Origin of the sequence: Streptococcus mitis, assembly GCF_002096855.1 — a bacterium.
GTDB classification, from domain to species: domain Bacteria; phylum Bacillota; class Bacilli; order Lactobacillales; family Streptococcaceae; genus Streptococcus; species Streptococcus mitis_Y.
This window is the reverse complement of sequence record NZ_NCVH01000028.1, coordinates 1-17,635: the sequence shown is the minus strand read 5'-3', so window position 1 is coordinate 17,635 and position 17,635 is coordinate 1. Positions and strand designations below refer to the sequence as shown.

Below are 17,635 nucleotides of genomic sequence, written 5' to 3'. Positions count from 1 at the left end.
AATAAAGTCTATAATCTGAATGAAAAAGGTAACTTTATGAAACTTATCTCATGGAATATTGATTCCCTCAATGCAGCCCTAACTAGTGACTCAGCTCGTGCCAAATTGTCCCAAGAAGTACTACAAACCTTGGTCGCTGAAAATGCTGATATCATTGCTATCCAAGAAACCAAGCTTTCTGCCAAGGGTCCTACAAAGAAACACTTGGAAATTTTAGAAGAACTCTTCCCAGGCTACGAAAACACGTGGCGCTCTTCCCAAGAACCTGCCCGTAAAGGCTATGCTGGAACCATGTTCCTCTATAAGAAAGAACTTACACCTAATGTCACTTTCCCAGAAATCGGTGCCCCTTCTACCATGGACTTGGAAGGCCGCATCATCACTCTAGAATTTGATAAATTTTTCGTGACCCAAGTTTACACTCCAAACGCTGGAGACGGCCTCAAACGCTTGGAAGAACGTCAAGTCTGGGATGTCAAATATGCTGAATACTTGGCTGAACTAGACAAAGAAAAACCAGTCCTTGCAACCGGTGACTACAACGTAGCCCACAATGAAATCGACCTTGCAAATCCTGCTAGCAACCGCCGTTCACCAGGATTTACAGACGAGGAACGTGCTGGTTTTACCAACCTTTTAGCAACTGGATTTACGGATACCTTCCGCCACATTCACGGCGATGTTCCAGAACGCTACACTTGGTGGGCACAGCGCAGCAAGACTTCTAAAATCAACAATACAGGCTGGAGAATCGACTACTGGCTCACAAGTAACCGTCTCGCAGACAAGGTCACTAAATCTGATATGATTGACTCAGGAGCTCGCCAAGACCATACACCCATTGTCATGGAGATTGAACTCTAAGGAGAAAACGAATGGACTATCAAGCTGTCATTCCTGAATTTGTAGTATCTGACATCGAAAAATCACGCCACTTCTACTACGACCTGCTAGGATTCTCTGTCGAATACGAGCGTCCAGAGGAGAACTTCCTCTTCCTTTCTCTTGAAGATTGCCAACTTATGCTAGAAGAAGGCAGCGCAGAAGAATTAGCTCAGCTGACCTATCCTTTCGGGCGCGGTGTCAATATTTCCTTTGGCATTGCAGATGTTCCTCAGCTCCACCAAAAACTGCTGGAAGCTGACTATCCTATCCATCGTCCCCTGACAAAAAGAGAATTTCGAGTAGGAGATAGCTTTATATATCCCCATGAATTTGCGATTTTGGATCCAGATGGTTATTTTTTAAGATTTAGCGAGTAGAATAATAAAGATTGGGAAAAAGTCTTTAAAGTTAAAAAGGCATATTGTCAGCTCTTGAAAAATCTTGATAATATGCCTTTTATGATGGAAAAACCTTCTAAATGTTAGCTAATAAGTTGTTTTTTGCCCATTTTTATTATATTTGTTCGTTTTTTAAACCAAAACACTAACAAAATATTTGATTTTTAAAGTTATTTAGTGTAAAATAAAAACATTGGCACAAGCCTATTTAAAATTGAATATCGTTTTACTTGTTTATGTCGTGAATTGGCACGACGTTTCTACAAGGTGCCGGAACACCTAACAATAAGTAAGTTATCTTGGAGGTATGGTCGTTTTTGCCATGCCTATTTTGGGGACTTGCTTAGAGATTAAGTAAGTCCTTTTTGAATATTTTTAATATTTCCCTTAATTAGTGCGGACGGGAGCAACTTCCTCCGGAATTTCATCCCTAATTTTTGAGCCAAAAGTCTCAAAAATCCCGTCATAGACAATAACAAGATTATTGTCTATGATACCACTACAACGGGAAATATTTGATAAGACCCGCTTCGCTCGTACTAGTTTTATCAAATATATAGTACTAGCAAACTGGATCACTATAGAAACATTTAACCAACAAGTAAACTGGCTTTTAGACTTTAGGAGGTCTTATGAAATTATTAGAAGAGCGCATCCTCAAGGATGGGCATATCTTGGGTGATAACATCCTCAAGGTGGATTCCTTTTTAACCCACCAAGTTGACTTTGGCTTGATGCGAGAAATTGGTAAGGTTTTTGCAGAAAAATTTGCTTCTGCTGGTATTACCAAAGTCGTGACCATTGAAGCGTCGGGTATTGCCCCAGCCGTTTTTACAGCGGAAGCCTTAAACGTTCCCATGATTTTCGCTAAAAAAGCTAAGAACATCACTATGAACGAAGGCATCTTAACTGCCGAAGTTTACTCCTTTACCAAGCAGGTAACCAGCACCGTTTCTATCGCTGGAAAATTCCTCTCACCAGAGGACAAGGTTTTGATTATCGACGACTTCCTTGCTAATGGCCAAGCTGCTAAAGGCTTGATTCAAATCATCGAACAGGCTGGAGCAACAGTCAAAGCTATCGGTATTGTGATTGAAAAATCTTTCCAAGATGGCCGTGATTTGCTTGAAAAAGCAGGCTATCCTGTCCTATCACTCGCTCGTTTGGATCGTTTTGAAAATGGTCAAGTTATTTTTAAGGAGGCAGATCTCTAATGCAAACTCAAGAAAAACATTCGCAAGCAGCCGTTCTTGGCTTGCAACACTTACTAGCCATGTACTCAGGATCCATCCTGGTTCCCATCATGATTGCGACAGCCCTTGGCTATTCAACTGAGCAGTTGACCTACCTGATTTCCACAGATATCTTCATGTGTGGGGTGGCAACCTTCCTCCAACTCCAACTCAACAAATACTTTGGGATTGGACTCCCAATCGTTCTTGGAGTTGCCTTCCAATCAGTTGCTCCCTTGATTATGATTGGACAAAGCCATGGTAGTGGCGCTATGTTTGGTGCCCTTATCGCATCAGGGATTTACGTTGTTCTTGTTTCAGGCATCTTCTCAAAAGTGGCCAATCTCTTCCCATCTATCGTAACAGGTTCTGTAATTACCACGATTGGTTTAACCTTGATTCCTGTCGCTATTGGAAATATGGGAAATAACGTTCCAGAACCAACTGGTCAAAGTCTCTTGCTTGCAGCTATCACTGTTCTGATTATCCTCTTGATTAACATCTTTACCAAAGGATTTATCAAGTCTATCTCTATTTTGATTGGTCTAGTTGTTGGAACTGCCATTGCTGCTAGCATGGGCTTGGTTGATTTCTCTCCTGTTGCGGCAGCACCACTTGTCCATGTCCCAACTCCCCTCTACTTTGGGATGCCAACCTTTGAAATCTCATCTATTGTCATGATGTGTATCATCGCAACGGTTTCTATGGTTGAATCAACTGGTGTTTACCTGGCTTTGTCTGATATCACAAAGGATCCAATCGACAGCACGCGCCTGCGCAACGGTTACCGCGCAGAAGGTTTGGCCGTACTTCTCGGAGGAATCTTTAACACCTTCCCTTACACAGGATTTTCACAAAACGTTGGTTTGGTTAAATTGTCAGGTATCAAGACTCGCCTACCAATCTACTACGCAGCTGGTTTCCTGGTTCTCCTGGGACTCCTTCCTAAGTTTGGCGCCCTTGCCCAAATCATTCCGAGCCCTGTCCTCGGTGGTGCTATGCTGGTGATGTTTGGATTTGTATCTATTCAAGGGATGCAAATCCTCGCTCGTGTTGACTTTGCTAACAATGAACACAACTTCCTTATCGCAGCTGTATCAATCGCTGCAGGTGTCGGACTCAACAACAGTAATCTCTTTGTCAGCATGCCGACAGCCTTCCAAATGTTCTTCTCAAACGGAATCGTCGTAGCCAGCCTACTTGCCATTGTCCTCAATGCGGTACTAAATCATAAAAAGAAATAAGAAAAAGAGGTTTACACCTCTTTTTTGTTTATCTATATCCTTACCTGTCTGTCTTCTGACCGCTGGCCTGTGACAAACATGGTAAAGGTTGCTTTGCAGACATTTCTGCCCTCTTGATTGGTAATATCCACATCCACCACACAGGTTGTGCGACCTTGATGGACACATTCTCCTTTAATGGTCAGCACATCGTCGAGTTTTCCTGCTTTGAGGTAGTTGATAGAAGATTGGAGTGTCACCCCATCAAGCCCCAGCGAGATAACCACCAAACCACTGATCTGGTCACAGAGAGTAAAGAGATAGCCACCATGAGCATTGCCATAGTAGTTGAGCGACGAGTCCACTACTTTGGTCGTCACCACAACGTGACCATCTCTCATTTTCTCTATTTCGTAATTTTCAAAGGCAGATATAGCGTCAAAATGAAAATCTTTCATCGTTTCCTCCTGATATTTCAAACGACACTATGATACTACTTTTTATAGGACTGTGCAAGGAGAAAGCTCCTAGTCTGGCAAAATTCCGACCTGCTCCACAAAGCGCATAAAGGCTGCCTGTCCCTGTTCCGTTTGCTTGTAGACTCCTGCATCCTCAAGTACACGCGCAAAGATAGCACCAACAGAGTCCTTGACGATTTCAAGGGCTTTTTCTTTATCTGTTAGGTCTGGATATTGGGCTCTAAGTTGGTCAGCCCATTCCTGATGATAATCGGCAACTGTAACAGCTTCTCCTACAAGATAGCTAGCTACTTGCTCCACTTCTGCTTTCAGACGTGGTGGCAAGATAGCCAAGCCCATGACCTCAATCAAGCCGATATTTTCCTTCTTGATATGTTGAACATCCTTGTGGGGATGATAGATGCCATCAGGATGTTCTGCAGAAGTCTGATTGTCTCTCAAGACCAAGTCCAACTCAAATTGTCCATTGCGTTTACGTGCAATTGGTGTGATGGTGTGATGCGGTGTCCCGTCTGTCTCTGCCAAAATCTGCACTTCAGGGTCTGAATACTGGCGCCATTCTTGCAAAATCTTATCAGCTAAGTTGATCAAATCTTCTTTGGAACCCGAAGTCAAACGTAGGACAGACATAGGCCACTTGACAATCCCAGACTTGACCTGCTCAAAACCAGCAAAAGAGAAAGTCTTTTGCAAGGGAGCCAATTCCATAGGAAAAACATGTCGTCCCCCCTGATAGTGATCGTGAGTTAGAATAGAGCCCCCCACAATCGGCAGATCGGCATTAGATCCTGCAAAATATCCTGGAAACTGCTCTACGATAGCCAACAAACGTTCAAAGCTCTGACGACTAATCGCCATGGGACGATGCTGGCCATCTAAGAAAATACAATGCTCATTAAAGTAAGCATAGGGCGAATACTGGAAGCCCCACTCCTGACCAGCCATTTCAAAACGGATAATACGGTGGTTACTGCGAGCTGGGTGGTTAACTCGACCATGGTAGCCTTCATTTTCAATACAGAGCTGACACTGAGGATAATTACTAGCTTGCACCAACTTGGCTGCCACAATCTCTTTCGGATCCTTTTCAGGCTTAGAGAGGTTGATGGTAATTTCAAGTTCACCGTAATCAGATGGAACACGATAAGCGATATTTTTAGCAATGGCCTTGAGTTTGATGTAGTCATTCTTCTGACTGAGTTGGTAGAAATTCGCTATCGCTTGCTCAGGAGAGTGGGCATAGGTTGACCAGAAGTTACGATTGACCTGACTCGGACAAGGAGTTACCAAATCCATCAGTTCAGCACCGAGGATTTCACGCGCAGTCTGACTATCTTCAATCGTCTCTAATCGAACGGCTTCCTCAACCAGCTGGTCCTTAAGGTCAATCAATTTATCCAGATTGGTCTCAACTTCCAAAACACCATCTCCCACTCGTGCCAAGACACGATTGGTCAGGTAGATTCGATCCATTTCCTCAAATGAACTTTCAGAAATGACATGTGTTACAAATTTATCTACTAAGGTCACTATAGAGCCTCCTTTTGACTAGTCAAGGACGCGAGTGCCACCTGCAACTTCAGCGATATAGAAGCTTGGAGCGTAGCCAACTACTTCCTCGTAGTGTTTGCCAACAGCTTCCTTAAAGGCATCAACAGCATCTTTTTGCACCAAAGCAATGGCACATCCGCCAAAACCTGCCCCTGTCATACGAGCACCGAGAACACCTTCCTGAGCCCAAGCAGTATGAACGAGGGTATCCAATTCCAAACCAGTCACTTCATAGTCATGTTCTAGAGAAACGTGTGACGCATTCATCAAGCGACCAAATGTTTCCAAATCACCTGCTTGAAGGGCTGCTTGAGCTTTAAGGGTACGTTGGTTTTCAAGCACAGCATGGCGAGAACGTTTCAAACGATTTTCGTCTTTAATCAGATAGCTGTATTGGTCAAAGGCCCACTCGTCCAACTCACCCAATGTCTGAATATCCAAGGCAACTTGCAATTCTTCTACTGCTTTCTCACACTCAGCACGGCGTTCATTGTATTTAGAGTCTGCTAGTTCACGGCGTTTGTTGGTATTCATGATAACAACAACATTGTCCTTCAAATCAAGCGGCACCAAGTCATACTCTAAAGTGTTAGTATCTAAGTAAATAGCACGTTGGTCAGCTCCCATACCGATAGCAAACTGGTCCATAATGCCAGAGTTGACTCCGATAAAGTTGTTTTCTGTTTGTTTTCCAATTTTAACCAAATCGAGACGCTCTAATTTTAAATCAAAGAGATGCTCTGCCACGACTCCTGTCAAAAGTTCAAGGGATGCTGAAGAAGACAAACCAGCACCATTTGGGATATTCCCATAAACATAAAAATCAAAACCTTTGTCAATCACATGGCCAGCTTCTTGCAAGAAATGAAGAACCCCTTTTGGATAATTGGTCCAGCTGTGCTCTTTTTCAAACTTGAGGTCAGCGAGAGGCACTTCGATAATGCCCTTGTCCTCAAAGTTAGCTGAGTATAGACGCAAGACTTGGTCGTCACGCTTGCGAGCTGCACCGTAAGTTCCCAAGGAAATAGCAGCTGGAAAAACGTGCCCACCGTTGTAGTCCGTGTGTTCACCAATCAAATTGATACGACCTGGTGAAAAGAATGTTTGGTCTGCTTCTTGACCAAAAACAGCAAAAAAATCTTTGCGAAGAGTTTCAGCAGTAAGATGTTGTGTCATATGAATTCTCCTTTGACTGTCCGTTAAGTCACCTTAACATGTAATCGTTTTCTTCTATTGTATCCAAGGGATTTCCCAAGGTCAATCCTTTTTACTAAAATTTTACTAAACTATCAGTAAAATACAGAAAAATATGATATACTAATCTAATCAAGGAGGATTTATGGCTACCTTAAAAGACATTGCACAGCTAGCCTCTGTCTCTATCGCGACCGTATCCCGTGTCCTAAACCGCGACCAGAGCCTATCTGTTACAGAAGAAATCAGGCACCGTATTTTAACCGTTGCTGAAGAGCTGGGCTACACCAAGCACCTCAAGACAGGCGAGTCCCACAAACCCAAGCAAAAGATTGCCATTATCCAATGGGTCAGTGAACAAGGGGAGCTGGACGACCTCTACTACTACCAGATTCGCCTAGGCATAGAAAAAAGAGCCCAAGAGTTGGACTACGATATCTTGCGCTATTTTAATGACCATCCTTTTACCCTAAGCGAAGAAGTGATTGGGATTCTCTGCATCGGAAAATTTAGTCGAGCTCAGATTTCTGCCTTTGAAGAATACCAAAAACCTCTTGTATTTCTAGACAGCGATACTCTTTCACTGGGACACACCTGCATTATCACGGATTTTTACACTGCCATGAAACAGGTTGTCGATTATTTTCTCAGCCAAGGAATGGACCGTATCGGAATTCTAACAGGACTTGAGGAAACAACCGACCAAGAAGAAATCATTGAGGACAAGCGTCTGGAAAATTTTAAGAACTACAGTCAAACAAAAGGAATCTATCATGATGAACTGATCTTTCAAGGAAGCTTTACTGCCCAGTCTGGCTATGACTTGATGAAGGAGGCCATTCAGAACTTGGGAGACCAACTCCCACCAGCCTTTTTCGCAGCCAGCGATAGCTTAGCTATCGGCGCCCTCCGTGCCCTCCAAGAAACTGGAATCAGCCTGCCAGATCGCGTCAGCCTCATTTCTTTTAACGACACTAGTCTGACCAAGCAAGTCTATCCTCCCCTCTCCAGCATCACCGTCTATACCGAAGAAATGGGCCGAGCAGGTATGGATATTCTTAACAAGGAAGTCCTCCACGGTCGCAAAATTCCTAGCCTGACTATGCTGGGAACCAGACTGACATTGAGAGAGAGTACTCTGCCATAACTCCACAAATTAAACATGACAAAAAATCCTAATAGAGAGTCTCAAATCTCCATTAGGATTTTCTTTTTTAGTTCATCACAATCATAGACTTAATGGTCTTACGTTCATCCATATCTTTGTAGGCTTGATCAATATCTTCCAGTTTATAACTTGAAGTAAAGACGCGACCTGGATTGATATCACCATCAAGGACGGCTTTTAGTAAAAATTGCTTATCGTATGTTGTCGCAGAAGCTGCCCCACCTGCTACAGAGATATTTTGCATAAATGTCGAACCAAGAGCACGATTATTATAGTGTGGGACTCCTACAAATCCCAAACGACCTCCATTATGAAGAACACCTAGCGCCTGTTCTACAGCAGCCTCCGTACCAACACATTCAAGTGCTGCGTCCGCTCCGCCACCGAGAATTTCACGCACCCTGGCAATACCTTCTTGACCTCGCTCAGCTACAATAGCTGTCGCACCCGACTCCAGAGCCATCTTTTGGCGGTCTTCATGACGGCTCATAAGGATAATTTGTGATGCACCACGCATTTTAGCGGCAATAACAGCACATTGCCCAACAGCCCCGTCACCGATAACGACAACCTTATCCCCTTTTTGAACATTAGCAACACGCACTGCATGGTAACCAGTCGGCATGACATCAGCAAGAGTTAATAGAGACTTAAGCATGCCTTCGCTATAATCTGAAGGTTGTCCTGGGATTTTAACCAGCGCCCAGTTTGCATAGTGGAAACGAATATATTCCGCCTGAAAATCGCCTCCCAAGTTATTACCAATATGATTGTCGCAAGAACCGTCAAAGCCAGCAAGACAGGCATCACACTCACCACATCCATGAGTAAAAGGGACAATGACAAAATCACCTGGTTTCACCGTCGTAATGGCTTCCCCAGCTTCTTCGACAATCCCAATCGCTTCGTGTCCACTATTTTTGTGTCCAGCTTTCGTTTCTGGATTACGGTACCTCCATAAATCTGAACCACAAACGCACGCACGAACCACACGAATAATCACATCATCTGCGTCTATAATTTGCGGACGTTCAATGCTAGCAAGACCAACCTGACCTGCCTTTGTATATACTGCTGATTTCATTTAAAATTTCCCTTCCTTATAAAGTCTAATTTTGGTATTTAAGCGATTTAAAGCCGTCTGTAACTGAGACAAGCGCTCCTCTAATTTTTTCTTTTCGTCTTCTAAAATACCAAGTCTTTCCTCTCTCGTTTCATCCCCCTTTTGGTAGAGCAACATATAGTCAACTAAACTGTCCACAGAGACACCTGCCGAACGAAAACACTTAATAAATTCCAGCGCTTCGATATCCTGATCTTGAAAATCACGAATTCCAGTTGCGGTTCGAGTAATCGGTGGCACAAGACCAACCCGTTCATAATACCGAATCGTATCCGCTGAAATTCCCAACAAGTCACTGGCAGATTTAATATTCATACACTAACCTCCTCTCATTTTATTCATTGAGTTTAAGCTATTCGAACTCACTTATCTCATTATATAACTTTGAGTTGACTCCAAGTCAAGCATTTTGCATCTAATCGAAAAAATTTTTATCATTATCAGTTCTCTTATTAGCATACCTTTTCATTAGTCAAATAGTATGGTGAAAACATCTTTCAAATCAAATATCAAAAAGACCTCAACAAAAGGTCGCTTTTTCTAGTGTTGATGCCCATGGGGTTGCTCTAAGGTTGTTACCCTCCGTTTATGTTGCGCATGATTGCTTTCGCTGGCATCCACTTCGATGGTAATATTCTGAATTCCTCTTTCTTCTAAGAGCTGACGCACTTGATTCTTTGTTGCTATCATCTGCTCCCAATCCTCTAAACAGAGATGAATAATGGCATTATTTTCCAGACCATCCATGGACCAAATGCTAAGTTGATTGACACTTTTGACATTGATCAAAGCCTCCAAATCCTTCTCCAAATCACCCGTCTCTACTCCTTCTGGTACAACATCCAAGAAAATCTTTAACGCGCTCCAAAAGCGAGGAATAGCTTTTGTTAGAATGAAGATAGAAATGACAAGCGATAAGAGCGGATCAAGGATATACCAATCTGTAAATCTGAGGATAATCGCCATTAGAATGACAGCCAACCAACCAAGAGTATCTTCCAAAAAATGCAGGCTAAGAATTGACTCATTTTTTGTCTTTCCCTTACGAACTACTAGACTAGCTAGCACATTGATACTTACTGCAATGACTCCTAGCCAGAGGATACCTTCATCATTAACTGGCTGTGGATTAAAAAGTTTAGTTATATTTTCCAAAATCACTAGGATGGATCCTATGATAAGAATCACAGCAGTCACCAGGGCCCCTAAAAGACTAAATCTCTTGTAACCCAAGGTGTACTGCCTATCTTCTTCTCGATTTGAGATTGTTTCCAAAAAGGCCGATATGCCAATGGCTATAGCATCTCCCAAGTCATGAACAGAATCAGCGAGAACGGCACTCGAACCAAATATTCCTCCTGCGATAAACTCAACAATAGCATAGCTTAAATTTAAGAAAAAAGCTACCCAAACAGTATATTTTGTCTTCATCTTTCTCATTCCTTTGTTATAATAGATTTATGAATACATTGTTCATTATCATTATCCACTAAAACTCAAAGAAAGGATAGAAGCAAAACGTCAGCTTTATTCATTTCTGAACAATTTGCCTCAAGTGTCCATATGACTACCATTGACCGCCGTATCAGCAAAACAAAAAAAGCCATCTATCAAGCTTTTCTACAACTTTTAAACGATAAGGGTTACGAAGCCACTACAGTTCAGGATATCATTGATCTCGCAGATGTGGGACGATCCACCTTTTACTGTCACTATGAGAGTAAGGAACTACTTCTGGACGCGCTTTGCCGCCACCTCTTCCATCATCTCTTTGAAAGAGAGCAACCCATTTCAACTGAGGACTACCTCGCCCACCTCTTTCTCCATTTTCAGAAAAACCAAGACCATATCACCAGTTTACTATTCTCCAAGAATGACTACTTCCTCCGTCAACTCCGGAGAGAGCTGGAGCACCACGTCTATCCCATGCTAACTGATGAGTTTAAAGAAGCACACCCAAGTCTGCCTGCTTCTTACCTCCAACACTTAGTCGTGTCCAACTTTATCGAGACATTGACCTGGTGGCTCAAAAAAGGACAAGACTTTACAGACCAAGAAGTTGTGCAGTTTTATCTAGACCTTCTCATTCCTAAAAATTGAATACAGATTAAAGCTCGGTTGCCTTATTTCTAGGCTACTGAGTTTTTTATCTTTTCAATAATCAAAAAAGCCCAGACGACATTGTCTGAGCGTTCTTCTATATGGTCGTTTAACAAAGTTGAGTTTAGCTTTTCAAGCTATTTCTTCAACAAACCTTGTTCTTGTAGAAACTCCTTGGCTACTTGTTCTGCTGACTTGCCTTCAACACCGACTTGGTAGTTGAGCTGGCTCATCTGGCTTTCAGTAATTTTACCAGCCAATTTATTGAGAACTGTTTCCAACTCTGGATGTTTCTTGAGAAGAGCTTCTTTCATCAGTGGAGCTCCTTGATAAGGTGGGAAGAGTTGCTTGTCATCTTCCAAGACCTGCAAATCATAACGCGCCAATTCCGCATCAGTCGAATAGGCGTCCGTGATTTGAATATCACCTGACTGAATAGCCTGATAGCGAAGGGCTGGTTCCATCGTAGCTACATTGAGATTGAGACCATACATTGATTGTAAGCCCTTATTTCCATCTTCACGGTCATTAAATTCGAGTGTAAATCCAGCCTTCAACTGCCCTTCCACTTTTTTCAAGTCCGAAATGGTCTTCAAGCCATATTCTTGAGCAATCTTTTTTGGAACAGCTACAGCATAGGTATTTTGATAAGACATGGGTTTGAGATAGGCTAGATGATCCTGTTTGGCAATACCATCACGCGCCACCTGATAAACCTGCTCTGGCTCATGACTCACTTTAGGTGATGGTTGCAGCAAACTTTCAGTCACCGTACCAGTAAATTCAGGATAGATGTCAATATCGCCTTTTTTCAAAGCTTCATAAAGAAAGCTTGTTTTCCCAAAATTCGGTTTAACAGTCGCAGTCATGCTGGTATTTTCTTCAATAAGGAGTTTATACATATTGGCCAAAATTTCTGGTTCCGGTCCCAATTTCCCAGCAATAACCAAGTTTTCTTTCTCTTTTTGAGCCAAAAGAGCTGGACTATAAGACAAACCAAGCAATATGGTCACCAAGGCAAAACCAGAGAAAATCGTCCGCAATTTTGCCTTTTCCATCACTTTTAGTAGGAAGTTAAAGGCAATGGCAAGCACTGCGGAAGAAAGTGCCCCAATCAAAATCAGACTGGCATTATTACGGTCAATTCCCAAAAGGATAAAGGAACCCAGTCCCCCTGCACCAATCAAGGCAGCCAAGGTTGCCGTACCGATAATCAAGACAGCCGCAGTTCGAATCCCAGACATCATAACAGGCATGGCAAGTGGAATTTCAAACTTCTTGAGTCGCTCCCACCTAGTCATCCCAAAGGCAATCCCAGCCTCTTGCAGACTCGGATCAATTCCCTTTAACCCAGTGATTGTATTTTGCAAAATCGGAAAAATCGCATAAATCACTAGAGCTGTCAAAGCCGGCAAAGTCCCAATTCCCATCAAAGGAATAAAGAGGCCCAACAAGGCAAGAGACGGGATGGTCTGGAAAATCCCTGCAATCTGTAAGACCCAATCCGCCAACTTCTCATGATAGCGAAGATAAATAGCCAAGGGAACCGCAAGCAAAATAGCTAGTAACAAGGTCAAAAGTGACAACTGCAAATGTTGAGATAGAGCTGTCAACCAATCACTAAAACGATCCTGAAAAGTTGTAATTAAATTAGTCATGAACACTACCTCCAAACAAGTCTGCTACAAATTCTGTGGCAGGAGCTTTTAAAATGGTCTCAGGATTCGCCACCTGGCGAATCTCTCCATCCTGCAAGACAGCAATACGGTCTGCCAATTTCAAGGCTTCATCCGTATCATGGGTCACAAAAATCGTTGTCATCCCAAAATCTTTATGCAATTCTTTCGTCAGAACCTGCAACTGTTTGCGAGAAATAGCATCCAAGGCTGAAAAAGGTTCATCCATGAGGAGAATCTTAGGCTGACCAATCATAGCACGAACAATACCGACCCGTTGCTGTTCTCCACCAGATAATTCATTAGGAAGTCGATGTCCATACTCAGCCACTGGTAAACCAACCTTAGCCAAAAGCTCTTCTGTTTTCTGAGCAATTTCTTCCTTAGTCCAGCCCTTCATCTCAGGAATCAGGGCAATATTTTCCGCGACCGTTAGATTGGGAAACAGAGCAATGGCCTGTAAAACATAACCAGTAGAAAGACGAAGCTCCCGCTCGTCATAGTCTTTGATGCGCTTGCCATCCATATAAATATTTCCATCAGTTGGTTCCAAGAGGCGGTTAACCATCTTAATCATGGTTGTCTTACCTGAGCCAGAAGGCCCTACTAAAACTATAAATTCCCCATTCTCAATCCGTAAATTAACATCTCTCAAGACATCTTTTTCTGTGTAGCGCAAGGCTACATTTTTGTATTCAATCATTCTGTATCCTCAATTTAAAACTTTCCTCGATTGGTCAAGTCTTCTACCTTAGGCATAACTTCCTTATTATCCCAATGCTCCACAATTTTACCGTTTTCTAGTCGGAAGATATCATACTGGGCATAAGCCAGCCCATCAATCTGACTCTGACCATAGCTGACCACATAGTTTCCTTGTCCTAAGAGTTGGAAAACAAAGTCAAAAGTGACGCCATGTTCAGCCACATAGTTTTTATAAGCAGCACTTCCTTGTCCAATCTCATGATTATGCTGAATCAAATCGTCTGCCACATAATCACTCCACTGCTCCAGCTCCCCATTTTGAAAAATTTCTATCAAAAAACGGCGAACCAACTTTTTATTTGCTACTGTCTTATCCAAATCCGTGATTTCAAAATCTCCAAAGATCTGGTCTAACTTTCCATTTTCTGGGGCACGATAGTAGTCAATAACATCCCAATGCTCCACGATACGTCCATTCTCATCTGCACGGAAAGTATCTGTCGTCACCCATTGAGCTTTCCCACCATTCAGATATTGATGAACATGAACAAAGACCAGATTGCCATCCTCAATAGTGCGGACAATCTTCATCTGACGCTCTGGATGGCGCTCGAAGAAATTTGCAAAGAAGACTGCAAATCCTTCTTTACCATCAGGCACACCTGTCGAGTGTTGGATATAAGTATCCCCTACAGACTGGGCTTGAGCCTCAGCAACTCGTCCATCTTGGATAGCATGAATGTATAGGTTGTGAGCATTTTTCACTTGTTGTGACATGATTTAAGCCTCATTTTCCTCCTCTTTCAGATTAGCCAAAATTCTTTCTCGAAAACCTTCAAATTGGCGAATTTCTTCCTCGGTGAATCCTTTGTAAAAGATCGTATCCAATTTCTGACTGACACGATGCCCCACTTCTTTCTGAGACTGCCCCAACTCTGTTAAAACCAAATACTTCTTACGCTTATCTTCTCCACATGGACTAACGGTTACAAGATTTTGTTCCTCTAGTTTTTTAATCATCGTCGTCAGTGTATTGTTAGCAAGCCCAGTTGCCAGAGCAATATCTGTCGCAGTTGCACAGCCTGTTTCACTATTCCATAAAACCGCTAAAATCTTTCCCTGCTCACTACGATAAAGAGCTTCAGGATCTTGGCTCAGTAACTTTTGAAAAATCCGCCCATTCAACAAACGAATATGATGGGCTACCAAATGACTATCTTTCATGACACCTCCAATTTATTTCGATATCGAAACGAATGAAATAATTGTAACACTTGTCATTCCATCTGTCAACTATTTCGATTTAGAAATAATTTTTCCCAGTAAAAAATCTCCTACCCAAGGTAGAAGATTTTTAATCTTATAAAACTTAATCCGTCATGTCCGATACCAACGTTCGATGCTCCAATGGAATACTGCACATAACCAGCAAGAAAATGAAACCTGACTGAATCCAAAAGAGGGCCAGATCAAAGATTCCGTGTACAGCAACCACTGTAAGGAAAGACAGATAAAGACCGATAATCGGACGTTTCCCCGACTCCTGACTCATATCCATCATCAAGCGAACAGGAGCCACAGAAGACAAAACTAGTAAAATAGTCCCCACAATTCCGTAACTCAGAATCGTATCAATATAAAGACTGTGAGCATGTTCATGATAAGGAGCATTTATCCGAGGATAAGAGTGCATATAGGTCAATGGCCCTTCACCCCAAAAAGGATTTTGCTTAAACAAGGCCATCCCAGCATCCCAGATAGAAATGCGTTCTTCCATAGAAGAGTCTAAAGTCCCCATCCGAACTCCCAAATCACTAGAAAAGAGGAAACTCAAGCCAATCGCAAAGACCCCAATACTAAGCCAAAAGGCCTTCCAGTTTTTAATGGTCGTAAAGAGATAAATAATGGCTCCAGCGATAATAGCAGGAAAGGCAGTTCGATTTTGAGTAAAGTTCAATCCAAAGAGATTCACAAAGCCTGCAAACACACAGAATACTTTCAACCAATTCAACTTGGTCGTTGTAAACAGATAGAAGGCAATCATGATACAGAAACAACAAATAATACCATAATAATTAGGATTAAAGAAGGTCACTTCAGCACGATTCTGATGCCACACCTGCATATTGGGTGAAAGAAAAGCATAGTTGAATTTCTTCACAATTTGGAAATGTTCTAAACTCGCAAAAGCAGCTGACAAGACGCTACCAAACAAGACGAGCTGCAAAATAAATCGAAATAATTTATGTGATAAAATCGACTGATAATGCAAAAAGAAAACAGTAAATAGAAAAATTCCTACTGAAGCCACAACTCCCATCCAATTTTGTGCAAAAACGGATATAACAGTACTATAGCCAAGAAAAAGAAGTAGCATCGGATGCTCCCCCATTTTCTGAAGAATACTTTTCATGTCTCCTGTGAAAATTAAACTGATAATATATAAACAGAATACAACTACAAAAAGATAAAAGGGTAAAAAGATACTCAGGATAATTCCCAATAAAATCAGCTCTTTACTAGACAACCCTTTCAGCTTTTCAATAAAGCCTATTGATTTCAAAATGAATCCTTTCTCTCCAAATCAGTTGATTCAGATAATAGTAAGCTACCCTTTATTGTACCACTTTTTTAGCAATTTGAAAACAAAGGAAACGTTTACTAGGTAAAAAAGGGAGCAAAAATACTGATATTTCAAAACTCAAACTTAATGACTAGATTTACTATAAGAAAATCATACCGTAAAGACTAGGTATATGTTAAAATAGTAGTAATATAATAAGGTTTTGACCAACTATCCAAACTATATTTAAATCATTTACAATATCTGAAGAAAGGAAACACTATGAAATCCTACCAAGCCGTCTACCAAATTCTAGCTAAAGAAACCGATTATATCAGCGGAGAAAAGATTGCAGAAGAACTATCACTGACTAGAACATCAATTTGGAAAGCCATCAAGCGTTTAGAACAAGAAGGCATTGAAATTGATAGTATCAAAAACAAAGGCTATAAACTGGTGAATGGAGACCTTATTCTTCCAGAACTTCTAGAACAAAATCTTCCAATTAAAATCAGTTTTAAACCCGAAACAAGATCAACACAACTCGATGCAAAAGAAGCAATTGATTTAGGAAATGAAGCAAACACCCTCTATCTAGCTTCCTATCAAACAGCTGGCCGTGGCCGTTTTCAACGTTCTTTCTACTCCCCACAAGGTGGCATTTATATGACACTCCATCTCAAACCAAATCTTCCCTATGACAAATTACCATCCTACACACTACTTGTAGCAGGAGCTATCTACAAAGCCATTAAGAACCTAACTTTAATAGATGTCGACATAAAATGGGTCAATGATATCTACCTCAAAAATCATAAAATTGGAGGAATCCTCACTGAAGCAATGACCTCTGTAGAAACTGGCTTAGTCACAGATATCATTATTGGAGTAGGAATCAACTTTACTATTAAAGACTTCCCTCAAGAATTAAAAGAAAAAGCTGCTAGTTTATTCAAAGCTCCAGCACCTATTACCAGAAATGAATTAATCATAGAAATCTGGCGTTCTTTCTTCAAAACGCCAGCAGATGAGTTATTATACCTATATAAAAAACAGTCATTCGTTCTAGGAAAAGAAGTGACTTTCACACTAGATCAAAAAGACCACAAGGGACTTGCTAAAGATATCTCAGAAAATGGCAAACTTTTAGTTCAATGTGATAACGGAAAAGAAATCTGGCTCAATAGCGGAGAAATTTCACTCAAGAATTGGAAGTAATAATAAACGAGAACAACCATAAAATGGCTCTATAATATTTGTAGTGGGTAAATCCCCTATAGATATTATGGAGCCGTTTTTATTGTAGAAAAAAAGTCCCATAAGATCTATAATGAAAAG

At 41.6% G+C, this 17,635-nt stretch carries 18 protein-coding genes and 1 riboswitch; of the genes, 7 read left to right on the top strand and 11 right to left on the bottom strand.

Annotated elements, in window-relative coordinates:
• The first annotated feature begins 36 nt into the window (after positions 1-36).
• The 4 genes from B7698_RS02750 to B7698_RS02730 all read left to right on the top strand — a co-directional run bounded on the left by B7698_RS02750 (position 37) and on the right by B7698_RS02730 (position 3,759).
• Positions 37-864, top strand: coding sequence for an exodeoxyribonuclease III (locus tag B7698_RS02750; protein WP_084864571.1), 828 nt, complete (start codon positions 37-39; stop codon positions 862-864).
• 11 nt (positions 865-875) lie between these two features.
• The gene (locus tag B7698_RS02745; RefSeq protein WP_084864570.1) at positions 876-1,262 is read left to right on the top strand and encodes a bleomycin resistance protein; all 387 of its coding nucleotides are present in this window, start codon (positions 876-878) and stop codon (positions 1,260-1,262) included.
• Positions 1,263-1,493: 231 nt separating this feature from the next.
• Positions 1,494-1,589: riboswitch (purine riboswitch) on the top strand.
• Positions 1,590-1,915: 326 nt separating this feature from the next.
• Positions 1,916-2,497 (top strand): xanthine phosphoribosyltransferase, encoded by a 582-nt coding sequence (locus B7698_RS02735; RefSeq protein ID WP_084864569.1) that lies wholly within the window; start codon positions 1,916-1,918, stop codon positions 2,495-2,497.
• Positions 2,497-3,759, top strand: a complete 1,263-nt coding sequence (locus B7698_RS02730) for a nucleobase:cation symporter-2 family protein (protein ID WP_084864568.1) — start codon at positions 2,497-2,499, stop codon at positions 3,757-3,759. The genes B7698_RS02735 and B7698_RS02730 overlap by 1 nt, the downstream gene beginning before the upstream one ends.
• 32 nt (positions 3,760-3,791) lie before the next feature.
• Here B7698_RS02730 and B7698_RS02725 read toward each other — a convergent pair whose 3' ends face one another.
• The 3 genes from B7698_RS02725 to B7698_RS02715 all read right to left on the bottom strand — a co-directional run bounded on the left by B7698_RS02725 (position 3,792) and on the right by B7698_RS02715 (position 6,944).
• On the bottom strand, positions 3,792-4,196 hold the full coding sequence (locus B7698_RS02725) for a PaaI family thioesterase (protein WP_000651198.1): 405 nt from the start codon (positions 4,194-4,196) through the stop codon (positions 3,792-3,794).
• Positions 4,197-4,265: 69 nt separating this feature from the next.
• Positions 4,266-5,747: a UDP-glucose--hexose-1-phosphate uridylyltransferase gene (locus B7698_RS02720; RefSeq protein ID WP_084864567.1), complete on the bottom strand. Its 1,482-nt coding sequence runs from the start codon at positions 5,745-5,747 to the stop codon at positions 4,266-4,268.
• An 18-nt stretch (positions 5,748-5,765) separates the two neighbouring features.
• Positions 5,766-6,944 carry a galactokinase gene (locus B7698_RS02715; protein ID WP_084864566.1) on the bottom strand — a complete coding sequence of 393 codons (1,179 nt, stop codon included), beginning with the start codon at positions 6,942-6,944 and terminating at the stop codon, positions 5,766-5,768.
• 163 nt (positions 6,945-7,107) lie between these two features.
• Between B7698_RS02715 and galR the strand changes: the two genes are divergently transcribed.
• Positions 7,108-8,109: a DNA-binding transcriptional regulator GalR gene (gene galR / locus B7698_RS02710; RefSeq protein ID WP_084864565.1), complete on the top strand. Its 1,002-nt coding sequence runs from the start codon at positions 7,108-7,110 to the stop codon at positions 8,107-8,109.
• Between the two features lie 67 nt (positions 8,110-8,176).
• On the opposite strand, the gene B7698_RS02705 is transcribed toward galR, so the two are convergent.
• The 3 genes from B7698_RS02705 to B7698_RS02695 all read right to left on the bottom strand — a co-directional run bounded on the left by B7698_RS02705 (position 8,177) and on the right by B7698_RS02695 (position 10,684).
• Positions 8,177-9,214: a zinc-binding dehydrogenase gene (locus B7698_RS02705; RefSeq protein WP_024057354.1), complete on the bottom strand. Its 1,038-nt coding sequence runs from the start codon at positions 9,212-9,214 to the stop codon at positions 8,177-8,179.
• Positions 9,215-9,568, bottom strand: coding sequence for a stress response transcriptional regulator NmlR (nmlR, locus tag B7698_RS02700; protein WP_024057353.1), 354 nt, complete (start codon positions 9,566-9,568; stop codon positions 9,215-9,217). It lies immediately after the preceding gene.
• A gap of 225 nt (positions 9,569-9,793) precedes the next feature.
• Complete coding sequence (locus B7698_RS02695; RefSeq protein WP_084864564.1) at positions 9,794-10,684, bottom strand: cation diffusion facilitator family transporter; 891 nt, start codon at positions 10,682-10,684, stop codon at positions 9,794-9,796.
• Between the two features lie 132 nt (positions 10,685-10,816).
• On the opposite strand from B7698_RS02695, the gene B7698_RS02690 reads away from it, so the two are divergent.
• Entirely contained in the window at positions 10,817-11,353 is a 537-nt protein-coding gene (locus B7698_RS02690) for a TetR/AcrR family transcriptional regulator (protein WP_000207362.1), read from the top strand.
• 137 nt (positions 11,354-11,490) lie between these two features.
• On the opposite strand, the gene B7698_RS02685 is transcribed toward B7698_RS02690, so the two are convergent.
• The 5 genes from B7698_RS02685 to B7698_RS02665 all read right to left on the bottom strand — a co-directional run bounded on the left by B7698_RS02685 (position 11,491) and on the right by B7698_RS02665 (position 16,297).
• Entirely contained in the window at positions 11,491-13,011 is a 1,521-nt protein-coding gene (locus B7698_RS02685) for an ABC transporter permease/substrate-binding protein (protein ID WP_084864563.1), read from the bottom strand.
• Positions 13,004-13,732 carry an ATP-binding cassette domain-containing protein gene (locus B7698_RS02680; protein ID WP_084864562.1) on the bottom strand — a complete coding sequence of 243 codons (729 nt, stop codon included), beginning with the start codon at positions 13,730-13,732 and terminating at the stop codon, positions 13,004-13,006. Before B7698_RS02680 ends, B7698_RS02685 begins: the two co-directional genes overlap by 8 nt.
• 14 nt (positions 13,733-13,746) lie before the next feature.
• Complete coding sequence (locus B7698_RS02675; protein WP_084864561.1) at positions 13,747-14,511, bottom strand: nuclear transport factor 2 family protein; 765 nt, start codon at positions 14,509-14,511, stop codon at positions 13,747-13,749.
• 3 nt (positions 14,512-14,514) lie between these two features.
• Positions 14,515-14,958, bottom strand: coding sequence for a MarR family winged helix-turn-helix transcriptional regulator (locus B7698_RS02670; protein WP_084864560.1), 444 nt, complete (start codon positions 14,956-14,958; stop codon positions 14,515-14,517).
• Positions 14,959-15,103: 145 nt separating this feature from the next.
• Positions 15,104-16,297 (bottom strand): O-antigen ligase family protein, encoded by a 1,194-nt coding sequence (locus tag B7698_RS02665; protein ID WP_084864559.1) that lies wholly within the window; start codon positions 16,295-16,297, stop codon positions 15,104-15,106.
• Between the two features lie 282 nt (positions 16,298-16,579).
• Between B7698_RS02665 and birA the strand changes: the two genes are divergently transcribed.
• Positions 16,580-17,515 (top strand): bifunctional biotin--[acetyl-CoA-carboxylase] ligase/biotin operon repressor BirA, encoded by a 936-nt coding sequence (gene birA, locus B7698_RS02660; RefSeq protein WP_084864558.1) that lies wholly within the window; start codon positions 16,580-16,582, stop codon positions 17,513-17,515.
• The last annotated feature ends 120 nt before the right edge of the window (positions 17,516-17,635 follow it).

Bases quoted from the DNA above. Each gene is read 5' to 3' on its own strand.
- B7698_RS02750 (WP_084864571.1), top strand. From the start codon at position 37: ATGAAACTTATCTCATGGAATATTGATTCCCTCAATGCAGCCCTAACT.
- B7698_RS02745 (WP_084864570.1), top strand. From the start codon at position 876: ATGGACTATCAAGCTGTCATTCCTGAATTTGTAGTATCTGACATCGAA.
- B7698_RS02735 (WP_084864569.1), top strand. From the start codon at position 1,916: ATGAAATTATTAGAAGAGCGCATCCTCAAGGATGGGCATATCTTGGGT.
- B7698_RS02730 (WP_084864568.1), top strand. From the start codon at position 2,497: ATGCAAACTCAAGAAAAACATTCGCAAGCAGCCGTTCTTGGCTTGCAA.
- B7698_RS02725 (WP_000651198.1), bottom strand. From the start codon at position 4,196: ATGAAAGATTTTCATTTTGACGCTATATCTGCCTTTGAAAATTACGAA.
- B7698_RS02715 (WP_084864566.1), bottom strand. From the start codon at position 6,944: ATGACACAACATCTTACTGCTGAAACTCTTCGCAAAGATTTTTTTGCT.
- galR (WP_084864565.1), top strand. From the start codon at position 7,108: ATGGCTACCTTAAAAGACATTGCACAGCTAGCCTCTGTCTCTATCGCG.
- B7698_RS02705 (WP_024057354.1), bottom strand. From the start codon at position 9,214: ATGAAATCAGCAGTATATACAAAGGCAGGTCAGGTTGGTCTTGCTAGC.
- nmlR (WP_024057353.1), bottom strand. From the start codon at position 9,568: ATGAATATTAAATCTGCCAGTGACTTGTTGGGAATTTCAGCGGATACG.
- B7698_RS02695 (WP_084864564.1), bottom strand. From the start codon at position 10,684: ATGAAGACAAAATATACTGTTTGGGTAGCTTTTTTCTTAAATTTAAGC.
- B7698_RS02690 (WP_000207362.1), top strand. From the start codon at position 10,817: ATGACTACCATTGACCGCCGTATCAGCAAAACAAAAAAAGCCATCTAT.
- B7698_RS02685 (WP_084864563.1), bottom strand. From the start codon at position 13,011: ATGACTAATTTAATTACAACTTTTCAGGATCGTTTTAGTGATTGGTTG.
- B7698_RS02680 (WP_084864562.1), bottom strand. From the start codon at position 13,732: ATGATTGAATACAAAAATGTAGCCTTGCGCTACACAGAAAAAGATGTC.
- B7698_RS02675 (WP_084864561.1), bottom strand. From the start codon at position 14,511: ATGTCACAACAAGTGAAAAATGCTCACAACCTATACATTCATGCTATC.
- B7698_RS02670 (WP_084864560.1), bottom strand. From the start codon at position 14,958: ATGAAAGATAGTCATTTGGTAGCCCATCATATTCGTTTGTTGAATGGG.
- birA (WP_084864558.1), top strand. From the start codon at position 16,580: ATGAAATCCTACCAAGCCGTCTACCAAATTCTAGCTAAAGAAACCGAT.